This window comes from Dictyobacter halimunensis (assembly GCF_036245075.1).
The window spans coordinates 3,971,322-3,992,674 of the sequence record NZ_BSRI01000002.1; the positions used below are offsets into that span (position 1 = coordinate 3,971,322).

Genomic DNA, 21,353 nt, shown 5'->3' on the forward strand with positions numbered 1-21,353 from the left:
ATATGAGCCCCGAATAAGGGCTAGCATTGAGCGTAATTAAAGGAGTCTGGTATGGCTGTGTCTCATGTCATTGAAGACGAACGGGCACTTATTGATGCAATTCGCGAAATTGCTCAGGAGCGTGTCGCTCCCCGTGCCGCAGAAATAGATCATAGCGGCGAATTTCCCTGGGATATGAAAGAGCTGCTGGCTCAACAGGATATCCTGGCGATGCCCTTCCCCACGGAATACGGCGGCATCGGGGCCAGTGAACTGGCGATTGTGATGGCGATCGAGGAGCTTTCTCGCTGCTGCGCCACAACGGGACTGCTGCTGGCCGTGCAGCAGCTTGGTAGCCTCCCCATCTTGCTCTTTGGCAATGAGCAGCAGAAACAGAAGTATTTTCCTCGCCTGGCCTCAGGTGAGTGGATGGCGGCCTTTGGCCTGACCGAGGCCGGTTCCGGTTCGGATGCGGCCGCTATGACGACGACCGCGGTTCGTAAAGGCGATACCTATATTTTGAATGGCGCCAAGCGCTTTATTACCAACGGCGGACTGGCCCAGGTGAACTCAGTCTTCGCCCAGACCGATCCTTCCAAGGGTACACGTGGTATCAGCGCCTTTATCGTTGAGAAGGATTTCCCGGGCTTCTCGGTGGGGCGCATCGAGGACAAGATGGGCATCAAGGGGTCCCAGACCGCGGAACTGATCTTCGATAATTGCGAGATTCCGGCCGAAAACCTGCTGGGTCGCGAGGGTGACGGCTTTAAGCTGGCCATGATGACGTTGGATCGTACCCGCCCGGGCATCGGGGCGCAGGCCGTGGGTATCGCCCAGGGAGCCCTCGACCTGGCGGTCTCCTACTCTAAGCAGCGTGTACAGTTCGGCAAGCCGATTGCCGAGAATCAGGGTATCCAGTTTATGCTGGCTGATATGGCGACGAGCGTTGAGGCGGCCCGCCTGATGGTCTATAACGCGGCAGAGATGATCGATCGCGGCGACAAGAACTTCAACAAGTACTCGGCCATGGCCAAGATGTTTGCCTCCGACGCCGCCATGTCGGTCACCAACGACGCCATTCAGGTGCTCGGTGGCTACGGGTACATGAAGGAGTATCCTGCGGAACGCATGATGCGCGATGCCAAGATCACGCAGATCTATGAGGGCACCAATCAGATTCAGCGTCTGGTTATCGCGCGCGCGCTCCTAATGGAGCAATAAATAGTGCGCCTGCGGCGCCCAATATAGTGAATTATAGAGGTGGGCAGCAGTGAGGCAGGTGCATTCGCGCCTGCCCCACTGCCGCCCACCTCTATAATTAAGAAGTAAGCGAATCACCTGTATATGCTTTTGTAGGTGTGGAGGAGTGGTAAGAAGCGCATCAGCGCCTTCCGCCACTACTGTCCACCTCTACAATTAAGAAGTAAGCGAATCACCTGTATATGCTTTTGTAGGTGTGGAGGAGTTGGTAGGAATGCGCGGACGCGCATTCCTACCAACTCCTCCACACCTACAAAATTAACGAGTGGGGGCGCCCCGCGCTCCCCAGGCTGGCTATGGATCGCATGTGATGGATGTATGTATCTTTATAGGCCTGCAGGCCTCCGGCAAGAGCACCTTTTTTCGCGAACGCTTCGCCGCGACGCATGATTATGTGAGCAAGGATCTGTTGCGCAATAATCGGCGTCCGGGACGTCGACAATTGCAACTGGTTGAGGAGGCGCTGCAGGCTGGCCATTCGGTGGTCATCGATAATACCAATCCCGCTGCCGAGGATAGGGCTGATCTGATCGCGCTGGGCCATCGCTATCATGCCAGGGTCATCGGCTATTTCTTTCCTCCCGATGTGAAGCGTAGCCTGCGCTGGAATGATCAGCGCACAGGGAAAGCGCATGTCCCTCGTATTGGCATTTTCTCCGTCCTCAAAAAAATGACCCCCCCCTTATACAAAGGAGGGGTTCGATCAGCTCTATCGCGTGCAGGCGCGGGAAGACTTTCATTTTGACGTATCCCCCTGGGAGCCTGATGCCGCTGAAGAAGCCAGGTAGTTTCCCGGTTAAACATGGTGGATCAGTACCTTGTCGATGCGCCGCCCATCCATATCAACAATCTCAAACAAAAAGTCATCAATGGTCACGCTATCGCCAACTTTCGGGATGCGCCCCATCTGGGTCAGCAGGAGGCCGGCCAGGGTATGGTAGTTGTAGTGCTCCTCCTCGTCCTTCTCCGGCATCCCTATCTTCTTGCGCACCACTTCGTGATCGGTCATGGCATCCACCAGCCAGCTGCCGTCCTCACGCTGTATCATGGCGCTATCCTCGGGCTGGTCATATTCATCATGAATCTCGCCCACCAGTTCTTCCAGCACATCCTCTAATGTCACCAGGCCGGTAATCTGGCTATACTCATCGATGACCAGGGCGATATGGATGCCTTTGCCGCGAAACGTCTTCAGCAGATCGTCTACGTGCTGAAACTCAGAGATAAAAAAGGCCGGCCGAGCCAGGGTGCGGATATTCACCTCCTCATCCTGCTTGTTGTCCGCGCGTGAGCGCAGCAGATCTTTGGCGTAGAGGACGCCGACCACGTTATCCAACGATTCCTCATATACCGGCAGGCGCGTATAGCCGGAGCTCATGAATTTCTCGATGACCTCGTGGAAAGGGGTATGGACCTCAATGGCTACGATCTCTGTGCGCGGCATCATTACACTGCTCACGGTACGGTCGGTAAAGCGGAAGACGCGATTGATAAATTCTTCTTCTCCTGATTCGACCGTTCCACTGACAGTACCTTCGCGGGCCAGGTAGACAATATCCTCTTCCGTCACGATCTCTTTTGTGCTTTTATATTGTCCCAGCAAGCGCAGAATCAGGTTGACCGAGAGTGTAAGCAAGGCGACAATAGGAGCCGCAATTTTAGATAGGCGAACCATAAAAGGTGATACGGCCACGGCGAGTTTTTCGGCCGACTGCAGGGCCAGGCGTTTAGGGGCCAGTTCTCCTATCACCAGCGAAAAATAGGTAATGAATAGAACAACAATGAACAGAGCCAGTGAGCTTGCGTAAGGTTTGAGAGCAGGAAAGGTGGCGATCCATTGCGAGAGCGGCTCACTGATGCTGGCGCCGCCGAACACCGAGGCCAGGGTACTGATCAAGGTCATACCGATCTGCACCGTTGCCAGGAAACGATCCGGATTTTCTGATAGCTGCAGCGCCTGCTTGGCGCTCTTTTTTCCAGAGTCAGCCTGCTGCTGTAGACGACTGCGTCGCGCTGAGACGATCGCAATTTCGGAAGCCGCGAAAAAGCTGTTGGCCAGAATAAGGGCAAAAATAATGATTACCTCAAAGCTGGGGATACCGCTCATCTTTTCTTTACCTTTAACTTCTATTTTTTGGTATATCTATCAGTTATCACAAAAATATGTTCCCAGTGTACATCGAAAACAAGACTTGTAAAGTACGGGATAGTTATAATACGACTCAGCGGTTGATAGGGTGTCTTACTTTCGTCCTATAGGGATATGTACGCGCCCCCGTACAGGCGCCCGCCGGCGCACCCGATGCACCTACACATTAATGACTTCTGTACGCCGCGGGCGCGAAAACGCCGGCGGGCCGCAGGTGATGATCATGAGGATTCGGATGGAAAATGGCGGGTAAAAGAAGGAATGTCTTCTTGTTATAGATATATCTATATGATGCTTGACAATATTTAATGTTAACTATACTATGCAAAAATGGTAAATAAATAAAAAGAGAGGGAGAGGTGCTATGCCCTGGTTTAAGAAAAAGACGGGTAACGAGGACACTTCATCATCTGCTACAGATGTATTGAAGAGGCGACTCCAGAATGATCAGACCATATACATGCTCCCAAAGGATTTCCGGGAAGTGAACCGTTTGGACTTTCAGCACTACCTGCTACGGCAAGCTATGTCCGGCAATTATCTTGCCCCTCTTGAACAACCATCGACGATTCTGGATGTAGGATGTGGAACAGGTCGTTGGATGCTGGAGATAGCGCAGCAGTTTACACATGCACAGGTTACAGGCGTGGATATTTCACCTCTATCCAGCTCGACCATCGTTTTCCCTCCCAATTGTCGCTTTCAACAGTGCGATATTACCAGAGGATTGCCATTTCCTCCTCGCTCATTCGACTATGTCCATCAGCGTTTTCTGGTCTTTGCTCTTCCGCTTCACCTCTGGCCGTCTGTTATCCGGGACCTCAAGCGTATAACCCGACCGGGTCAATGGATTGAATTGACGGACGCCGATCTCAGCCATAACAATCCGGGACCTGAAACCAGCAGAATACTTAGCTGGATCGACCAGGCGGGCAAAAAGCGGGGATTAGATATCGCCATTGGAAGCAAGCTGGGAACGCTCATGGAGATGGAGGGGGTGGCGAATGTGAAGGTACAAAAACTAACGATCCCGATGGGCGACTGGGGTGGGCGTATCAGCAAATTCTTGATGAAAGACTTCTATGGAGCGGCGATGACGATCAAACCGCTTGTTCTTGCCTCTACCGGGGTAGCCTCGGAGGAGTATGATCGCACATTGAACGCCTGGATTCGCGAGTGCGACGAATACCATACCAGCTGCGACTTCTACGTCGCCTATGGCCAGAGCCAATGGCTATAGACGAAGAGCAGACCGGATACAAAAGACCTCCGGCCTGCTCTTCATTCGTTCTTATCTCTGTTACTTTGTCTCGATCGCGCGAGCGATAATCTCAGAGATATCTTCAACCTTCATTTTCTCTTCGGCCTCAACCCCTTTGACGCCATCCTCAAACATGGTGATGCAGAAAGGACAGCCGGCGGCCAGCACCTCGGCATTGGTCTCCAGGGCCTCATTGACACGCGTCTGGTTGACGCGCTTGCCGACCTTCTCTTCCATCCAAACACGACCGCCACCACCACCGCAGCAGAAGCTCTTGTTGCGGTTGCGTCCCATCTCGGTGATCCCGTTGCTGTTCAAGACGGTCAGGACGCGTCTTGGCTCGTCGTAGGTGTCGTTGTAGCGACCGACGTAGCAGGGATCGTGATAGGTCAGCTTGCGCTTATCGAAGCCCTTCAGCAGCTTCAGCTTCTCATTCTCCATCAACGAGTCGATGAAGACCGTGTGGTGGACGACCTCGTAGTTGCCGCCCAACTGCGGATACTCATTCTTGATGGTGTTGAAGCAGTGCGGACAGGCGGTGATGATCGTGCGGTGCTTGTCGTTGAGCGCGTTGGCAGTCGCGACCGCTGTCGCGGCCTCGTGCTGCTCTTTATCGCCCTCTCCATCGCTGACCGGCTTGGTATTAAAGCCATAGCCATTGAGGGTTTCAATGTTCTGCATGGCCTGCATCTGCCAGAGATACTCATTGCCGATGCGGCGCGCGGGATCGCCGGTGCAGGTCTCCTCGGGTCCCAGGATGGCGAAGTCGATGTTGGCGGCCTTGAGAACTTTGGCCACCGAGGTCGCTACCTGCTGGTTGCGGCGATCAAACGATCCCATGCAGCCGACCCAGTAGAGCACTTCAGCGTCAGGATTCTCGGCCAGCAGGGGAATCTCCAGGCTGGCGGCCCACTCGGCGCGCTTGTCGTTGCTGATCTCCCATGGGTTGCCATTGCGCTCGATGTTGTTGAACAGCGAGGTAACCTCCTGCGGGAACTCACTCTCCTCCATTACCAGCGAGCGGCGCATATCGACGATCTTCGGCACATGCTCGATCGAGACCGGGCAGATCTCCATGCAGGCCATACAGGTAGTGCAGGACCACAGGGCCTCCTGCGAGATGATGCCTCCCACCATCGGCTCGTGATGGGCCTCTTTCTCTTCCGGCGTTTTGTCGGCCTTGATGCCGGCCACGCCCAGCTTGTTGTAGATCGAGTTCTCGCCCAGGATCTCGTCGCTGCGTACGAACAGCGCCTCTTTGACGCCCAGGATGATCTCTTTGGGATAGAGTGGTTTGCCGGTGTTTAAAGCCGGGCAGACCGTGTTACAGCGTCCGCACTCGGTACAGGCATAGCCATCGAGGAGCTGTTTCCAGGTGAACTGCTCGACCTTGGAGACGCCGTAATCCTCGCGGTCCTCCAGATTTTCGATCAGCGGCAGTTCTCCCTTGGGCTTGTAGCTGCGGAAGAACACATTGAACGGGGTGGCCATCAGATGCAGGTGTTTGGAGCGCGGCAGGTAGATCAGGAAGCCCAGCACCGTCAGGATGTGCAGCCACCAGAAGGTACGGTACGCAGCGATGTCCGTGCCCTTCCCAAGCGGGGTGAACAGGGGTGCGAAGAAGGCGCCGATGGGGGTCCAGGCCGCGCCACTGCTGGCGGCATACTCAAAGGCTTCCACCAGCGCCAGGGTCACGATAACCAGAAGGATCAGGCCGAGAATAATAAAGCCGTCCCAGGGACCGTGCAGCGAGCTGCTGAGCTGTTTAGGACGCACGATGCCACGGCGAATCGCGAAGACGACCAGCGCGAACAGGACCAGTACAACAAATACATCCAGGACGATAGCGAAGACGCGATTATCGCCCAGGAAGGGGATGGAGCCATTAAACGCTCCCAGGATCAGATTCAACAGGCCAAACTGTATTAAGATAAAGCCCCAGAACGTAAAGAAGTGCGCTATACCAGGGATGGGATCGCGCAGTACACCGCTTTGTCCAAGCACGACCTTAAAGAAGGCGCCGACCCGATCTCCCATATGATCGGTCCGATTCTCGGGACGAGCTTTTTGCAGCAGGGTAATCAGCTTACCTACCCGTACCCCAAAGAGGGCGAGGGCCGCCACAAAAAGGATGACAAAGAGTATGGTACCGAGCCATCCCCCGGTTGGCGAAATTGCAGGGGGAGTCATATGTGAACCTCCGTTGGTTAGGGCGAACTCTATGCCCTGTTTGGGGATGCGTATCTCTGTCTATGGATGCACGTGGGGAAAGCGCCCGCAGGGGGCGCACCTACGCGCATCCACGATCTGCCTGCTTGCTCAGGCTTTTCGACTTTTGATCTCGTTGGTGAGCTGCGGCAGGATGGTGACGGCGTCACCGATCACACCCAGGTCAGCGACCGAAAAGATGGGCGCGTGCTCATCTTTATTGATCGCCACAATATACTTTGATCCCTTCATGCCTGCCAGGTGTTGGATGGCTCCGCTGATGCCAGCCGCGATGTAGAGCGTTGGCTTCACGGTCTTGCCGGTCTGACCGACCTGGTAGCTATATGGCAGCCAGCCTGCATCGACGATGGCACGGGTCGCCCCCGGTGCTCCATTGAGGATTTCGGCCAGTTCCTCTACGTAATGGAAGTTCTCCGCTTTGCCCAGGCCACGACCGCCGCTGACAACTACAGCCGCGTCTTCGAGGGCTGGTCCCTCACTCTTGACCTCAATGGTTTCCAGCACCTTGATGGTCTGTGCCTGCGCGCTGACGCTTGCGTTGATGGTTTCAATTTCAGCGCTGCGTCCACTATACTGCTCGACCGAAAATGCCTTTGGCCGTGTCAGGACAATGCCGGGGCGCTGCTGCGTTAGCGTGGCGGTTACGACGGTCTCGCCGCCCCAGGGAACGGTCACCTTCACGCCGTCATCCGCGAGTGCTAGATCGGTGGCGTCGGTGAGCAGGCCCATATTGCTGCGAATACTCAGGCGCGCGGCGATGTCGCGCAGATCATAAGTTGTCGGAAGCAGGATCAACGTTGGTTGATGCTGCTGGATGAGCTGGCTAAGCGTCTCGACCGCGGGCAGGGTCAGATAATTATCGTAGACGGCGTCAGCATGCACATAGACTTTTTCCGCGCCATATTCGCCCAGTGTAGGAGCGACCTCGGCGGCGGCGCTACCCAGTACCACAGCCTCCGCGCGACCCAGTTTGGCGGCTTTTCCCAGTACTTCCAGTGACGAACGGACCGGAGCGCCGCTCTCCAGCTCTACCAGAACCCAAATAGTATTTGCCATCTTCTACCTCCTAGAGTAACTGGTAACGCTGCAGAAATTCCGCGATCTGCTGAGCTGCGTTGCCATCGTCTTTGATGATTTGACCGGCGGCGCGCGCCTCGGCGCTCCCAACGGTCAGCACTTGCTCACGTGCTCCGGCCTCACCAACCTGTGAAGCATCGATGCCAAGGTCGGACAGGCTCATCTGGGTGTAGGGTTTCTTTTTCGCTCCCATAATACCCTTCATGGTCGGATAGATGGCCTCAAAGGAGCCACTGGCGATGGTAACCACCGCGGGCAGAGAGCTTTCGACGGTCTGATAGCCTTTGGGGATAACGCGTTTGATCACAGCCTTCTGCCCTTCGATATTGACTTCACGCGCGAAGGTCAGCTGTGGAATGCCCAGGAACTCAGCGATGGCGCCGGGCACCATGCCGGTATAGCCGTCGGTGCTTTCCGTGGAGCAGAAAACAAGGTCCGCGCCCTCTTTTTTCAGGACGGAGGCCAGTACGCGGGCGGTACCCACCGCGTCCGAACCGGCCAGGGCGGGATCGGTCACCAGGATGGCGCGATCAGCTCCCATCGCCAGTGCTCTGCGCATGGCCTCCTGGGCGCTGGCCGGACCCATGCTCACCGCGACCAGTTCGCTATTGCCAACCTTGTCGCGCAATTTGATCGCCGCGGAAATAGTGCTTTCATCGCCAGGATCTAAGACAAGAGAAACACCAGTACGTACAAGACGTTTGGTAGTGGGGTCAAGTTTAGGAACAGTAGTATTGGGATCAGGTACCTGTTTTATACAGACAAACATCTTCATTGTATATTGCCTCGTCTTCTAGTGTGGTGGACGTAGGATATAAGAGAAACCACGTTGTTTCCCAAGCTCTCTTATTGTACCTGTCAAAAAAATAAGGTGTCAATATAACTGGCTAACAGATCTGATGTATCAAGGGAGAGGACAACGCCATGGGTGCGAACACACCCATGGCGTTGTCCTCTCCCTTGATACATCCTCAAGATAGAAGACGTTTGCTGTCGCGCTGCATGATGGGATAAGATAAGGTGGTTGCGGAAAGTTGAAAACAAGTAGTTCGTTGATGGAGGACATATGCAGACGAGACATTTCGGCAATACCGATATGGAGATTACGACGCTGGGCCTGGGGACCTTTGCTCTGGGTGGTGAGGGCTGGCCGGCCGCCTGGGGCCCACAGGATGATGATGCATCCGTTGCCACCATCCATCGTGCCCTTGAACAGGGGATGAACTGGATCGATACCGCCGCCGTCTATGGCTTTGGTCACGCGGAAGAGATCGTGGCGCGCGCCCTGAAGGGCCGTAGCGAGCGTCCATTTATTTTCACCAAGTGCTCGCGCCGTCCGACACCGGATGGCAAGATTGTGGGTACCCTGAAGGCCGCTTCGATCCGCGAGGAGGTTGAGGATAGCCTGCGCCGCCTGCAGGTCGACGTAATCGATCTCTATCAGATCCACTGGCCCAATCCAGATGAGGATATCGAGGAGGGCTGGACCACTATGGCCGAGCTCAAGGCCGCGGGCAAGGTGCGCCATATCGGTGTCTCCAACTTTAACGTCAATCAACTGGAGCGCGCCTATAAGATCGCCCCGGTCAGCTCATTGCAGCCGCCCTATTCGCTGCTGCGACGCGATATCGAGAAAGACGTGTTGGACTTCTGCCTGCAGCACAATATCGGCGTGATCGTCTATTCGCCGATGGCCTCCGGCCTGCTCACTGGTAAGTGGAATGTGCAGCGCGTCCAGAACCTGCCTGATACTGACTGGCGCAAGCGCAGTGCTGACTACCAGGAGCCGCGCCTCTATCGTAACCTCGCGCTGGCAAAGTTGCTGCAGACAATTGGTCATGTCCATGGTCGCTCGGCTGGTGAGGTGGCGATCGCCTGGACCCTGCGCCATCCTGCCGTGACCGCTGCCATAGTCGGTGGTCGCCATCCGGGCCAGGTCGATGAGATTATTGGAGCCGGCGATTTCCGCCTCAGTGAGCAAGAGATCGCTCAGATCGAGGACTTTGTCCAGACCCATCCGTAAATTGAAAAAAATTGGGAAAAACATGGCCGTGGAGCACTGTCTTATGGTTCCACGGCCTTTTTCTGCGCAAATGTATGTGTGGGGCTATTTGTTGGCGCGGGGACTTTTACGCGCCAGGAAGCTGCCCACGACCATGACAAAGCCCGCGATGAAGAGAGGACCGCTGATACTGATGCTGTGCATGGCAAATAGCAGCAGCAGGCTGAGAATTTCAATCAGGATTCCACCGACCAGCAGGATCGTAACCGCCAGTGAGGAGCTTTCAAACGTTCCCCGTACCTGCTCCCGTGTATAGACCGCTTTGTCTGGCTCCTGCATGACCTGCGTCTGCCCTGTTGTTGTTGATGCTGGCTGTTCCGCCCCTGCCTCGCTATTTTGAGCCGTTAAGTCTGGCCTGGCCGTCGTGTCGTTTGCCAGTCGCAGGGTTTCGTAGAGAAATTCACTTTTCTGCTGCGCCGTCCGGATATAGACGTCGCGCTTTCCATCGCTCACCACGATCTCGCGGAAGACGGGTTCGTAATTTTTTTTGCGCCACGTGACCGTGCGCAGGTCGGCCAGGTTCAGCGCATCGAAGAAGACGCGTTCGCGCGGGAAGCTGCGATAGTAGTAGCCGATCACGCGCTGATTGGTAACGATAATATCGCATGCCGTGCTATGGTTACTCTGGCCACCATCCCAGATCGCGGGCAGGGCCAGGATCGGGTCTTCTCCCGGCTGCATCCGGGCCTGTAAACCCTTCAGGCGCTGAAAAATTTTAGCTGCTGCGGTCGTATTTATATTCGGCATGCCTTCGTGAAAACCTTTCTCTCGTTCTGTACAAGATTATAGCATGCATACCCCTAAACGCAATCAGAAATCTTGTCTGGAAGCGCTATCACCAATCGTTGTTGTCTTGCAATTTGTTTAATGTAAAAGGAGCTTATCAAAGTATGGTAACGATTCGACCGGCCACGCTACAGGATGTTGAAGGGCTGGCGCGCGTCCATGTGGATACCTGGCGTACCACCTATCGTGGCTTAATACCCGCTGATTATCTGGCCGGATTAACCTACGAGCCGCGCCTGCGTATGTGGACGCAGATCCTGAATCGCGCGGCTGAGCACAACTTCGTGTTTGTCGCTGTTGGTGAAGCGGGCCAGGTGGTGGGATTTATTAGCGGGGGACCCGAAAGGTCCAACCACGCCGTCTATAAGGGTGAACTCTATGCCATTTATATTCTTGCTGATCAGCAGGGACAGGGTATCGGCCGAGAGCTGGTGCGTGTGCTGTCCCGCAGTCTCATCCAGGCAGGTTTTTCTAGCATGCTGGTGTGGGTGCTGGATGGCAATCCCGCGCAGCACTTTTACCTGCGCCTGGGTGGCCAATACATTGCCTCCAAGCCAGAGCAGATCGGAGGGGCCGAACTGACAGAGCTGGCATATGGCTGGCCTGACCTCCACACCCTGCTTTGATCCAGGGCAAAAGCGAACTGCAGATATCCAGAGCAGCACTATCTGTTTGATATATTGGCATCATGAGCAGTAAGGATCGAAATTTTCGTATAGTTTTACTGTTGATTTTGTTCGCATGAAACAAAGCTCCTAGAATATCAGTGTCTACATAGGTGCTGGACAAGATAAACTGTTCTACCAGGAACAATATGTTTGATATTGAGGAAAAACTCTATGATGCCTGATTTACTCGCGGCTCGTGCCCAGATGGGTACTTCGCTGGCTTTCCATATCATTTTTTCGGTGCTGGGTGTGGGTGTGCCCCTGCTGCTCTGTATTTCAGAGGGCCTGGCTTTGCGCACAAAAAATCCCGTGTGGATGATGTTGACGCGGCGCTGGGCCAGGGCGGCAGCGATCCTGTTCGCCATTGGTGCCGTTTCCGGCACCATCCTTTCCTTTGAACTTGGCTTGCTCTGGCCCACCTATACGCGCTTCGCGGGAGCTGTGGTTGGCTTACCCTTCTTACTGGAGGGCTTCGCCTTCTTTACAGAAGCGATCTTTCTGGGCCTCTATCTCTATGGCTGGGACCGCCTTTCGGCCCGGGCGCACTGGCTCTGCTCATTCCCGATCTGGATCAGCGGTATGGCCTCGGCCTGGTTTATCGTCAGCGCCAACTCCTGGATGAATACGCCGGCGGGCTTTGTAATCAAAAATGGCAAGGTGGTTGATATCAATCCTCTCCAGGCCATCTTTAATCCCAGCACTCCGTTTGAAACAGTGCATATGATTCTGGCTAGTTATGTCGCGACCGGATTCGGTGTGGCCGCTGTATATGCCGTTGCCTATCTACGTGGCAAGCGCGAGGAATATTACCGCAAGGGCCTGATGCTGGCTATGCTGCTGGCGCTGGTGGCGATCCCGCTGCAGATCGTCAGCGGAGATTTCAATGCGCGCTTCCTATCGGTCTATCAGCCGACCAAGTTCGCGGCCATGGAGGGGATCTTCAGGACGCAGAGCGGTGCTCCCATCTCAATTGGTGGCCTGGCTGATCCCAATACCGGCAAGGTGGAGTACGCGTTAGAGATTCCCTATGGCCTGAGCATTCTGGCCGACTATAACCCTCATGCTACCATCAAGGGACTCGATCAGTATCCGCGTGAGGATTGGCCGAACTCAACGATCGTGCATACCTCATTTGATGGCATGGTGGGGAGCGGCTTCTTCGCGCTGCTGGTGGCCGTCGTGTTCTGGGCCCTGTTCCTGTTAAAGAAGCGTCTGCCAACGTATAAATGGCTGCTGTGGGGCGTCTTCCTGGCGGGCCCGCTCTCGTTTCTGGCCGTTGAGCTAGGCTGGATGGTTACGGAGATCGGGCGCCAGCCGTGGACCATCTATGGGTATCTGCGTACAAAGGATGCTGTAACCACGGCCCCTCTCTTGAATGTCAGCTTTTTGATCTTCTCGCTCATTTATGTGCTGCTGGCCGTGGCCTTGATCTGGTTGCTCCTAAAGGTGGCCCGTCGTCCATTGCCGCAGGTAACCCTTTCCGAGCAAGGCTACGATGTGAAGGAGCCGGAGATAGAAAAGGTTGGTGTTTAAATGGATGTAGCTTTAATTGCGCTGGTCGTGCTCTGGTGGGCCTTGATCGTCTATGCCGCGCTGGGTGGAGCGGACTTTGGCGCCGGCGTCTGGGACCTGTTTGCCGTGGGGAAAATGGCCAGAAAACAGCATGGTCTGATTAATCATGCGCTGGGTCCCGTCTGGGAAGCCAACCACGTCTGGCTGATCTTCTTGATTGTAGGACTGTTTAACGTGTTTCCTGGCGCGTTCTATGCCCTTTCAATTGCCCTGTTTTTCCCGTTTACCATTATTCTGATCGGCATCGTGTTGCGTGGAGCGGCCTTCGTGTATCGCTATTATGCCCTGGATGAGACTGGTTTATTCGCGCGCGCCTGGAGCCGTGTATTCAGTGTGACCAGCGTGATTACGCCTTTCTTCCTTGGTGTGGCGGCCGCTGGTGTGGCCAGCGGCAAACTGATCGCTCCCGATGGTGTGCCGAGGGCCACGTACCTGGCAGGTATGCTTACGCCGTTTGCCGTTGTCATTGGGGCGATGGCCGTGGCGCTCTGCGCGAGCGTGGCGGCCGTTTACCTGGTAGTTGAGGCGCGCGATACCGAGCACGACGAGGCGTTGACTGAGTCCTATCGCACCAAGGCGTTGATCACGGGCGCGATAACAGCTGTGCTGGGCGCACTTGGCCTGCTGCTCTCGATCTCAGAGGCACCAATTATCTGGCAGGGCATGCTGGCGCGAGCCATTCCCATTGTCGTCGCCACCATGCTGATTGGTCTGGGGACCGCCGTGGCGCTGTATCGCCGCTCCTACCGTATCGCCCGCGTTCTGATCATCGCGGAGACGGCGTTCCTGCTGGGCTCCTGGGGCCTCTCGCAATATCCCTATATCATTCCGACGCGCTACACCATCGCCAACTCGGCCAATGATCCCACGGTGATTACCACCCTCATCATTGGCATCGTCTGCGGTCTGGTGATCCTGCTGCCATCGTTGTACTACCTCTTCTCAGTCTTTAAACTGCCCTATCCCATTCCCGGCCTGCGCCGCCCCGAACAGGCCAGACAAACACAGGCGCGCCGAAATAACGAGATGATCATCAATAAGTAGCGAAGTATCAGATACGAGAAAAGGGACCTCAACATTATTGGAGATCCCTTTTCTCGTATCTGACGATCATCACCTGCGGTGCTCAAGAGTCCATGATCATCACCTGCGGCGCTCAAGAGTCCATTATGAGTTGGTGGATCGGGTGCGCGGAGGCGCACCCGATCCACCAACTCATAAAAAACAGCGCGTCCGCGAAGCGGACGCGTGTGCGGGTATAGCCCCCGTACCCCCAGGGTGACGAGAGCTATACCCACTAGCTACATCCCTTGTGAAAGGATGTAACTAGTGGGTATGAGGTCGCAGGATCTTATGGAAGACGCCGAAGAGCAAAAATGTGGGAGGCCACTGGCCTACAAAGATGCTCCAATCGCGTTTGTTGGACATAAACAAGATGGCGGAAGCGATAATGGAACCCAGAGCCGCCCAATACCATACCTCTTCTGGCACCTCATCTGTAATACGGAAGTATTGCTCCTGTACATTCTGCGTAGCGTCTTTTGTATCGTTCATGGAATGATTACCCTTTCTATGTGTTTAACCATCATATAGATCATCACAATGATGTATCCACATATCAGACGGTCCCTCACTAGAAAGTGGGTAATCATAATTTTACTATATTTATGATATGCTCTGTTATTTTATATAAATGCGTAACTATTCACCTGCTATAAACTGTACAGCTATACTATGGGATCTAAGAAGCCACAATCACGTATATGAAGAAACTCTGCAGTTATTCTTTAATTGCTATCTTTATGTCTAAAGGCACATAAAGATAGCTTACCCCGACTATCTCGCGACCGCCAGGCTTTACTTATTTCATCAACTCCGCTGCTACCGAGTCCGGAATGACCAGCACATCCTGTCCATAGCGGGTAATTTGCTGTGCGGTAAAGGTCGGATACTGCCTGCTAATCATTTGACGCAGCCCACCGCTGAGCTCATAACCTACCACCTGGATCGCCTGTGGTAGCTCAATATTGAAAAGCACGTTTCCAAGATTTCCTACCACGGTACCACCTTCGCTCAGCACACGATAGCTCAGAATGTCTTTTCCCTTAAACGCTGAACTCAAGGCTGGATTATCCTGCTCCTTAATTAAGGCATCTTCCTTTGTCAGTGTCAGGGCATCCTGACCAATACCCTGTATCGATGACAGCGACAGGGAATGATGGCTGAACATACCGTTTTTGATGATAAAACCTATCACATTATGGCTCTGTGGATCGAGATAGAAATCTTCGACCATACCCACTTTTTTCCCCAGATCGATTGTCACGGCGGTCAGCCCTTTAATCTCTGACCATTTCCTTGTTCCCGATGTGTGTTGCATAGTATCTATTAATCCTCTCTCTAATGACTGCCTGCGCTCCTTAACTGGATACAGCCGCCGCTACCTCTAGCATAAAGTATCTATCTGTTAAACGGAACAACCCCACCATTCCGCTAATAAGATTAACATCAAGTTTTTATGTGCGTGCGGGTGGCGTCGCACCGCGACGCCACCCGCACGCACATAAAAACTTTCCTTCGCCTTACCATTTTTGATATACTTATGAAGTTATCTATAGATCATGACTCTATATTGCGAGAGAAGAAACCATGAGAGACGCTCAAACTTTCTCCCGGCGGACCACGCAGCCCGTTGCCTGGAAAACCTGGGTTAAAACTAGCCGACCCTTTACGCTGACCGCGACGTTAAGTCCGGTGCTGGTAGGGACGGCCCTGGCCGCCTATGAAGGAACCTTTCACCTCGGAACCTTTCTGGCCACGTTTTTTTCCTGCCTGTTTCTGCAGATAGGCACTAACTACTTTAATGAATACTTTGATTACCGCTATGGATTGGACCATGCTGGTTCGCTGGGCGCAATGACCGTGATCTTCAAGCAAGAAATGACGGCGGGCCAGGTCCTTGGAGGCGGTATCTTCTGCTTCGTGATGGCGGCCCTGCTGGGTGTGCTCCTCATGTTTGTCGTGGGACCCGAAATTATCCTTTTTGGACTGGCTGGCATCCTGATCGCCTACTTTTATAGCGCGAAACCGTTCAAGTTTTCCAGCCGTGGCCTGGGCGATGTGATGGTCTTCCTGGCCATGGGCGTATTGATGACCTGGGGCTCTTACTATGTCCAGATCCACCACTGGTCGTGGAGCGCCCTGGCCGCCAGCGTGCCGGTCGGCCTGCTGGCTGTCTCCATCCTGAACATGAACAACGTACGCGACTATCAGGATGACCTGGCCGTCAACAAAAAAACGCTGCCCGTCCGCTTCGGACTGACCTTTGGCCGGCGCTTCCATGCCGCATTGCTGTTTGGTAGCTATGTGTTGACCACGATCTTTGTTATCGTCCACCTGCTCCCCTGGGCCAGCCTGCTGGTCTGGCTGACCTTTCCGCTGGCCTATCTCAACGTGCGCGCCGTGCTCGGAGCGACCGAACGCAAGGCCTTTATTGTCGGCATCAAAAAGACCTCCATGCTGCACCTGGTCTTCGGATTGGTTCTTGCCCTCTCCCTCCTGCTTGCCATCCTGTTTTAATAGTTTTCGCCAGATCAAAGAAGGGGCTCCGGGTGTGTTTATCCGGAGCCCCTTCTTTGATCTGATGAGGATTAGCGCTGTACCGATCTGGGATGGATCAGCGGGTATAAATTTATATCCCAGCCCATACCAAAGGCGCGCGGCATAAAGATACGGGATGTCTCACTGTTCCACATGGTATGGTGTATGCGCTCCCAGGTCGGGAAGCGCAGGTCATAGGGCATACCCAGCACCCTGCCCTGCCAGGACCGTTCCTCTGCCGGGCGACTCAGTTGATCGACGATCGCCACTCCTAGTAAGGCGCCGGTGGCGAGGCCAAATAGCCTTCCAATCAGGCGCTGTCTCTTTTTGCTCTGCTTCCTTGAGCTCACAGTCTGTCGTTCCTTTCTTTTCTCATAGAGAAAAATTATATGCTACTCCTAGATACGGACCTCCTTTTTTCAGGTTGTGATTTTGTGCTGTGTTGTAGGAACTGGTGCAATGCCATAGGTGGGTGCATTCACACCCACCTATGGCATTGCACCAGTTCCTACAACCCTTATGCTGGCAAAGAGGCCGGAAGCGGGCAGATTGGATGGTGTACAATAGGGTGAGAACGTTTGCTGTTTTAGTCTTTTATAGTTATGTGTAGTATTGACGATGAATAGGGGATGATACTGTGAAGTCTGAGTTATTAGCACATTACGTTGCCGGTGAGTGGTTGAAATCCAACGAAGATCAATGGAGTGATGACCTCAATCCTTCTGATACTACCCAGGTGCTGGCCCGTGTTCCTCAAGGACCTTCGGGCGTGGTTGAGCGAGCGACTGAAGCGGCCCATGATGCCTTCGCTGGCTGGCGAGCTTTGTCCGGACCCGCGCGCTCTGAGATCCTGTATCGCGCCGCCAATGCGCTGGCCGAGCGTCGGCAGGAGATCGGGACTGTGGTGGCGCAAGAAGTTGGCAAGCCATTGGGCGAGGCGCTGGGTGAGGCGGATCGGGGTGTCGCGATCCTGCGCTACTTCGCCTCAGAGTCTGTGCATCCCAATGGACAGGTGATCCCGGCCCAGCTGGCTGGTAGCCTGCAGTTTACGCTGCGTCAGCCTCTTGGCCCGGTGGCGGTGATCTCGCCCTGGAACTTCCCTGTGGCTATCCCGCTGTGGAAGATCGCCCCGGCCCTGGCCTACGGCAATACCGTCGTGTGGAAGCCCGCCGAGGTCGCCTCGTTGACGGCGGTACGCCTGGCTGAGGTGTTCGCCAGCGCCGGCCTGCCGTCCGGCGTGCTGAATCTGGTACTGGGCAAAGGCTCCTCGCTGGGCAATACCCTGATCTCGCAGGAGGCCATTCGCGGCATCACCTTTACGGGATCGGATAGCGTGGGTATGGGGATCGCCGAGGTGGCGGCCCGCCGCAACGTCAAGTACCAGCTGGAGATGGGTGGGAAGAACGCCGCCATCGTCCTTGGCGATGCCGACATGAAGCAGGCTGCCAAACTGGTCGCGGCCGGCGCTATGCGCTTTGCCGGACAGAAGTGTACGGCCACCAGCCGCGTAATCGTGACCAACGATATCGCCGACAGCTTCGTGGATCTCCTCAAGCAAGAGATTCAGGCTCTGCCGCTGCAGCCCGCTACCGAGTCCAGCAGCGCGGTTGGTCCCCTGATCACCCAGGACTCGCTGGAGAAGGTGGCATCCTATGCCCAGAAGAGCACGCAGAGCGGACGTGTCGTGCTGGGTGGCAACTACGCCAGGAGCGGTGCATTGAAGAATGGCTACTTCTTTGAGCCAACGCTGGTCGTTGATGTGCCGCCCGACGCGCCTGTGGCCCAGGAAGAGGTGTTTGGCCCGCTGCTGGTCGTTGAACTGGCTCATAGCATCGACGAAGCCATCGCCATCGCCAACAACACCAAATATGGTCTGAGCGTCTCTCTGTTCACCCACGACATCAACGCCTCGTTGGAATACATCAACGCCATCGAATGCGGCATGGTCCGTGTAAATGGAGACACCACCGGAGTTGATCCCCACGCCCCCTTCGGCGGCATGCACAACTCCAGCTCGCACTCCCGCGAACAGGGAACCGCCGCCATCGACTTCTTCACCGAAATCAAAACCATCCAGGTCAACCGAGCCGGATAGCTGCCGCAGGCGGCAAAAGGAGCGGGGTGCAGGGGCGGCAGCCCCTGACTGGGGCTTGGGGCTGTGCCCCAACTTTCCCCTCTCCCCACGCCGCCGCAGGCAGCAAAAAAGGTAATATAAAAAACCATTTTAATGCAGATTGACAACAATCTGCATTTCTGTTATGCTTCGCATATTCTATAGTTATAGCCTGCCGCAGGCCCAACGAGCCTCGCAGAGAGAAAGGAGCGTGCCACATGAAGAATGCCACTTTCTTTTTCATGCATCACGACTCCAGGCTGGCCATAACTATGCGCGAACGCGGCGAACAATAATCCTGCCGCTCAACCCCACACATACTTCTGGCCATCTCTTGTGAGGATGGCTTTTTTCATGTCAACTCATGTCAAAAGAGAGCCGTCAGCGTGATGCTGGCGGCTCTCTTTTTGATTCTCATCTTGTATTGGCTCATCAGAGAGAGAGGTGCCCAATGGGAACAGTTGCGATTTTTCATGTAGACAAATTTTTAACCGATGATCTTCAATACACAAAAAGGAGTCTCCGTTGTCTAAGAGAAAAATGGTACGCGCTATCGAGGAACAGGAAGAATGGGAAGCGTTGATGGCGCTTGATGAGCAGGGAATGGATCCCCTGCAGTCTACACTGGACAGTTTTTTTACCGATGGCTGGATTACTGACATTTTACACGAGGTGAAGAGCGGCAAAGAGGCCACCGTCTATTGCTGCCGCGCCCACCCATCCCGAGGCGTGCCGTACCTGGCAGCGAAGGTCTATCGCTCGCGCAACAAGCGCGGCTTTAAAAATGATGCCGTCTACCAGGAGGGACGCGCGATCACCGATCGGCGTGTGAGCCGGGCCGTCAAGAATAAGTCGGCGGCCGGGCGCGAGATGCAATTTAGTATGTGGGTGAGCCACGAGTTCGATACGTTGACACGTCTACATGCCGCCGGCGCGGCGGTGCCACAGCCGCTGGCCCGCACCAGCCATGCATTGCTGATGGAATACCTGGGAGAGGAGGAGAGGCCGGCCTTCGCGTTGCAAGGCGTTACCCTGGAGCCGGACGAGGTCTATCCTGCCTTCGAGCTGCTGATGGACAACATTCAGCTCTTACTGGCCAACGACGTTATCCACGGCGACCTGTCGGGCTATAACATCATGTACTGGCAGGGGAAAGTCACCATTATTGATTTTCCGCAGGCCGTTGATCCGCGCTTCAACTCTCATGCCCTTTCCCTGCTGACCCGCGACATCGACAACGTGTGTAAGTATATGGCCCGCTACGGCTTGAAGCGCGATTCAGCGCAGATCGCCAATCGGCTCTGGCAGCGCTTCAGAAACGCCACGCTGTAAATCCTCTCTGATCAATGTTGATGCCCTGCTGAGATGTTGCCGGTGGATGGTGCGGTCGCGACCGCACCATCCACCGGCTTGTTTTTCTTTGCCCACTTTGCTACAAGCGGCCATCATGGGCATATAATAATGGAAAAATGTTCGCATGTACTTGATGGTAGTGCTACAGGTGTGATGGAAAGGTTATCTGGAGCTTATGAAAGCGGTAATGATTACGGAACCCGGTGAGGCGCATGTGACCGAGCTGGATCGGCCAGCGCCCGGACCCGGTGAGGTGCTGGTGCGTTCGCGGGTGATTGGTCTCTCTGAGAGCGATGTGGAGCTTTTTCAGGGCAAGAGAGCGCGGGGCTACTCCCACTATCCCATCGTCCCCGGCCACGAACTGGCAGGTGAGGTGGTAGCCGTGGGTGAGGGGGTCTCCAATGTCGCGCCGGGGGCTAAGGTGGCGGTTGAGAGCATCTACGCCTGTGATATCTGCCGCAACTGCCGCGAGGGCAAGACCAACCTGTGCGAGTCTGGCTACCGTGAGCTTGGTTTTACTCGTCCCGGTGGACTGGGGGAGTATCTGGTAGTCTCGGCCCGTCAGCTACACGTGCTGCCTGATGACGTCTCGCTAGAGGAAGCGGCTCTGCTAGGATCAGTCGCCGTGGTAGCGCACGCCTTCTTACGCGCCCGGCCATGCCCCGGTGACGTGGTGGTTATCGTGGGTGATGGACCTACCAGCCTGCTGGCTGTCCAGCTGGCGCGGCTGTATAGTCCGGCGGTTATCGCGGTGTTGGGCTTTCGCGCCGAGCGGCTGCAGATGGCGGAACGCTATGGCGCGACCCATACCATCAATATGAGCCAGGAAGATACGCAGTCCCTTATCCAATCTCTATCCGGTGGGCGTGGAGCGGACCTGGTGTTTGAGGGGACCGGGCATGTGCAGGCGATTGAGGAGGCCCTTTCCATCGTCAAGCGCGGTGGGACGGTACTGTTGACTGGATTGGAGGCCTCGATCGCGCCTCTGAGCTTTACTACCGATCTCTTCGTTTTAAATCAGATCAGCGTCTATGGCGTCTTCGGTGCCAGCACGGCCGCCTGGACCTACGCCGTTCAGCTCTTCCTCAATGGCTCGCTGCGCCTGGCCGATCTGATAACCCACCGCTTCTCATTGGATGAATTTGAAGACGCTGTGGATGCCCTTATCTTGCGGCATAGCCGGGCGACAAAGGTTATAATTAGCCATGAGTAAAGAATAGATACACCTTGGTGAATGTGAAAGG

At 55.0% G+C, this 21,353-nt stretch carries 19 protein-coding genes; 11 read left to right on the forward strand and 8 right to left on the reverse strand.

Going from position 1 to position 21,353, the window contains the following annotated elements; translation table 11 throughout:
* The first annotated feature begins 51 nt into the window (after positions 1–51).
* Together AABA21_RS30430 and AABA21_RS30435 are read left to right on the forward strand one after the other, a co-directional pair.
* The gene (locus AABA21_RS30430; protein WP_338256029.1) at positions 52–1,200 is read left to right on the forward strand and encodes an acyl-CoA dehydrogenase; all 1,149 of its coding nucleotides are present in this window, start codon (positions 52–54) and stop codon (positions 1,198–1,200) included.
* Positions 1,201–1,549: 349 nt separating this feature from the next.
* Positions 1,550–1,984, forward strand: a complete 435-nt coding sequence (locus AABA21_RS30435; RefSeq protein ID WP_338256031.1) for an AAA family ATPase — start codon at positions 1,550–1,552, stop codon at positions 1,982–1,984.
* 51 nt (positions 1,985–2,035) lie between these two features.
* Here AABA21_RS30435 and AABA21_RS30440 read toward each other — a convergent pair whose 3' ends face one another.
* The gene (locus tag AABA21_RS30440) at positions 2,036–3,346 is read right to left on the reverse strand and encodes a hemolysin family protein (protein WP_338256032.1); all 1,311 of its coding nucleotides are present in this window, start codon (positions 3,344–3,346) and stop codon (positions 2,036–2,038) included.
* Between the two features lie 526 nt (positions 3,347–3,872).
* Between AABA21_RS30440 and AABA21_RS30445 the strand changes: the two genes are divergently transcribed.
* Positions 3,873–4,628 (forward strand): class I SAM-dependent methyltransferase, encoded by a 756-nt coding sequence (locus AABA21_RS30445; protein ID WP_338256035.1) that lies wholly within the window; start codon positions 3,873–3,875, stop codon positions 4,626–4,628.
* Positions 4,629–4,688: 60 nt separating this feature from the next.
* Here AABA21_RS30445 and AABA21_RS30450 read toward each other — a convergent pair whose 3' ends face one another.
* The 3 genes from AABA21_RS30450 to AABA21_RS30460 form a co-directional block, all read right to left on the reverse strand.
* Complete coding sequence (locus tag AABA21_RS30450; RefSeq protein WP_338256036.1) at positions 4,689–6,839, reverse strand: 4Fe-4S dicluster domain-containing protein; 2,151 nt, start codon at positions 6,837–6,839, stop codon at positions 4,689–4,691.
* A gap of 129 nt (positions 6,840–6,968) precedes the next feature.
* Positions 6,969–7,934 carry an electron transfer flavoprotein subunit alpha/FixB family protein gene (locus AABA21_RS30455; protein ID WP_338256037.1) on the reverse strand — a complete coding sequence of 322 codons (966 nt, stop codon included), beginning with the start codon at positions 7,932–7,934 and terminating at the stop codon, positions 6,969–6,971.
* 10 nt (positions 7,935–7,944) lie between these two features.
* Entirely contained in the window at positions 7,945–8,730 is a 786-nt protein-coding gene (locus AABA21_RS30460; protein WP_338256039.1) for an electron transfer flavoprotein subunit beta/FixA family protein, read from the reverse strand.
* Positions 8,731–9,021: 291 nt separating this feature from the next.
* Between AABA21_RS30460 and AABA21_RS30465 the strand changes: the two genes are divergently transcribed.
* On the forward strand, positions 9,022–9,978 hold the full coding sequence (locus AABA21_RS30465) for an aldo/keto reductase (protein ID WP_338256041.1): 957 nt from the start codon (positions 9,022–9,024) through the stop codon (positions 9,976–9,978).
* Positions 9,979–10,062: 84 nt separating this feature from the next.
* Here the strand turns inward: AABA21_RS30465 and AABA21_RS30470 are convergent, their stop codons facing one another.
* Complete coding sequence (locus tag AABA21_RS30470; protein WP_338256042.1) at positions 10,063–10,764, reverse strand: hypothetical protein; 702 nt, start codon at positions 10,762–10,764, stop codon at positions 10,063–10,065.
* A 143-nt stretch (positions 10,765–10,907) separates the two neighbouring features.
* Between AABA21_RS30470 and AABA21_RS30475 the strand changes: the two genes are divergently transcribed.
* The 3 genes from AABA21_RS30475 (at position 10,908) to AABA21_RS30485 (ending at position 14,087) form a co-directional block, all read left to right on the forward strand.
* On the forward strand, positions 10,908–11,429 hold the full coding sequence (locus tag AABA21_RS30475) for a GNAT family N-acetyltransferase (protein ID WP_338256043.1): 522 nt from the start codon (positions 10,908–10,910) through the stop codon (positions 11,427–11,429).
* Between the two features lie 213 nt (positions 11,430–11,642).
* Positions 11,643–13,004, forward strand: coding sequence for a cytochrome ubiquinol oxidase subunit I (locus AABA21_RS30480; RefSeq protein WP_338256044.1), 1,362 nt, complete (start codon positions 11,643–11,645; stop codon positions 13,002–13,004).
* Complete coding sequence (locus AABA21_RS30485; protein ID WP_338256045.1) at positions 13,005–14,087, forward strand: cytochrome d ubiquinol oxidase subunit II; 1,083 nt, start codon at positions 13,005–13,007, stop codon at positions 14,085–14,087.
* 282 nt (positions 14,088–14,369) lie between these two features.
* Here AABA21_RS30485 and AABA21_RS30490 read toward each other — a convergent pair whose 3' ends face one another.
* Both AABA21_RS30490 and AABA21_RS30495 read right to left on the reverse strand, forming a co-directional pair.
* Positions 14,370–14,597: a hypothetical protein gene (locus AABA21_RS30490; protein WP_338256047.1), complete on the reverse strand. Its 228-nt coding sequence runs from the start codon at positions 14,595–14,597 to the stop codon at positions 14,370–14,372.
* 307 nt (positions 14,598–14,904) lie between these two features.
* A complete protein-coding gene (locus AABA21_RS30495) occupies positions 14,905–15,423 on the reverse strand; it encodes a PRC-barrel domain-containing protein (protein ID WP_338256048.1) in 519 nt (172 codons plus the stop codon).
* Between the two features lie 269 nt (positions 15,424–15,692).
* On the opposite strand from AABA21_RS30495, the gene menA reads away from it, so the two are divergent.
* Positions 15,693–16,622, forward strand: a complete 930-nt coding sequence (gene menA / locus AABA21_RS30500) for a 1,4-dihydroxy-2-naphthoate octaprenyltransferase (protein WP_338256049.1) — start codon at positions 15,693–15,695, stop codon at positions 16,620–16,622.
* A gap of 71 nt (positions 16,623–16,693) precedes the next feature.
* Here the strand turns inward: menA and AABA21_RS30505 are convergent, their stop codons facing one another.
* Positions 16,694–16,993, reverse strand: a complete 300-nt coding sequence (locus tag AABA21_RS30505; RefSeq protein WP_338256050.1) for a DUF5808 domain-containing protein — start codon at positions 16,991–16,993, stop codon at positions 16,694–16,696.
* 287 nt (positions 16,994–17,280) lie between these two features.
* Between AABA21_RS30505 and AABA21_RS30510 the strand changes: the two genes are divergently transcribed.
* The 3 genes from AABA21_RS30510 to AABA21_RS30520 all read left to right on the forward strand — a co-directional run bounded on the left by AABA21_RS30510 (position 17,281) and on the right by AABA21_RS30520 (position 21,322).
* A complete protein-coding gene (locus tag AABA21_RS30510; RefSeq protein WP_338256052.1) occupies positions 17,281–18,738 on the forward strand; it encodes an aldehyde dehydrogenase family protein in 1,458 nt (485 codons plus the stop codon).
* A 543-nt stretch (positions 18,739–19,281) separates the two neighbouring features.
* Positions 19,282–20,088 (forward strand): RIO1 family regulatory kinase/ATPase domain-containing protein, encoded by an 807-nt coding sequence (locus tag AABA21_RS30515; RefSeq protein WP_338256054.1) that lies wholly within the window; start codon positions 19,282–19,284, stop codon positions 20,086–20,088.
* 196 nt (positions 20,089–20,284) lie between these two features.
* Entirely contained in the window at positions 20,285–21,322 is a 1,038-nt protein-coding gene (locus AABA21_RS30520; protein WP_338256056.1) for a zinc-dependent alcohol dehydrogenase, read from the forward strand.
* Positions 21,323–21,353 lie beyond the last annotated feature (31 nt).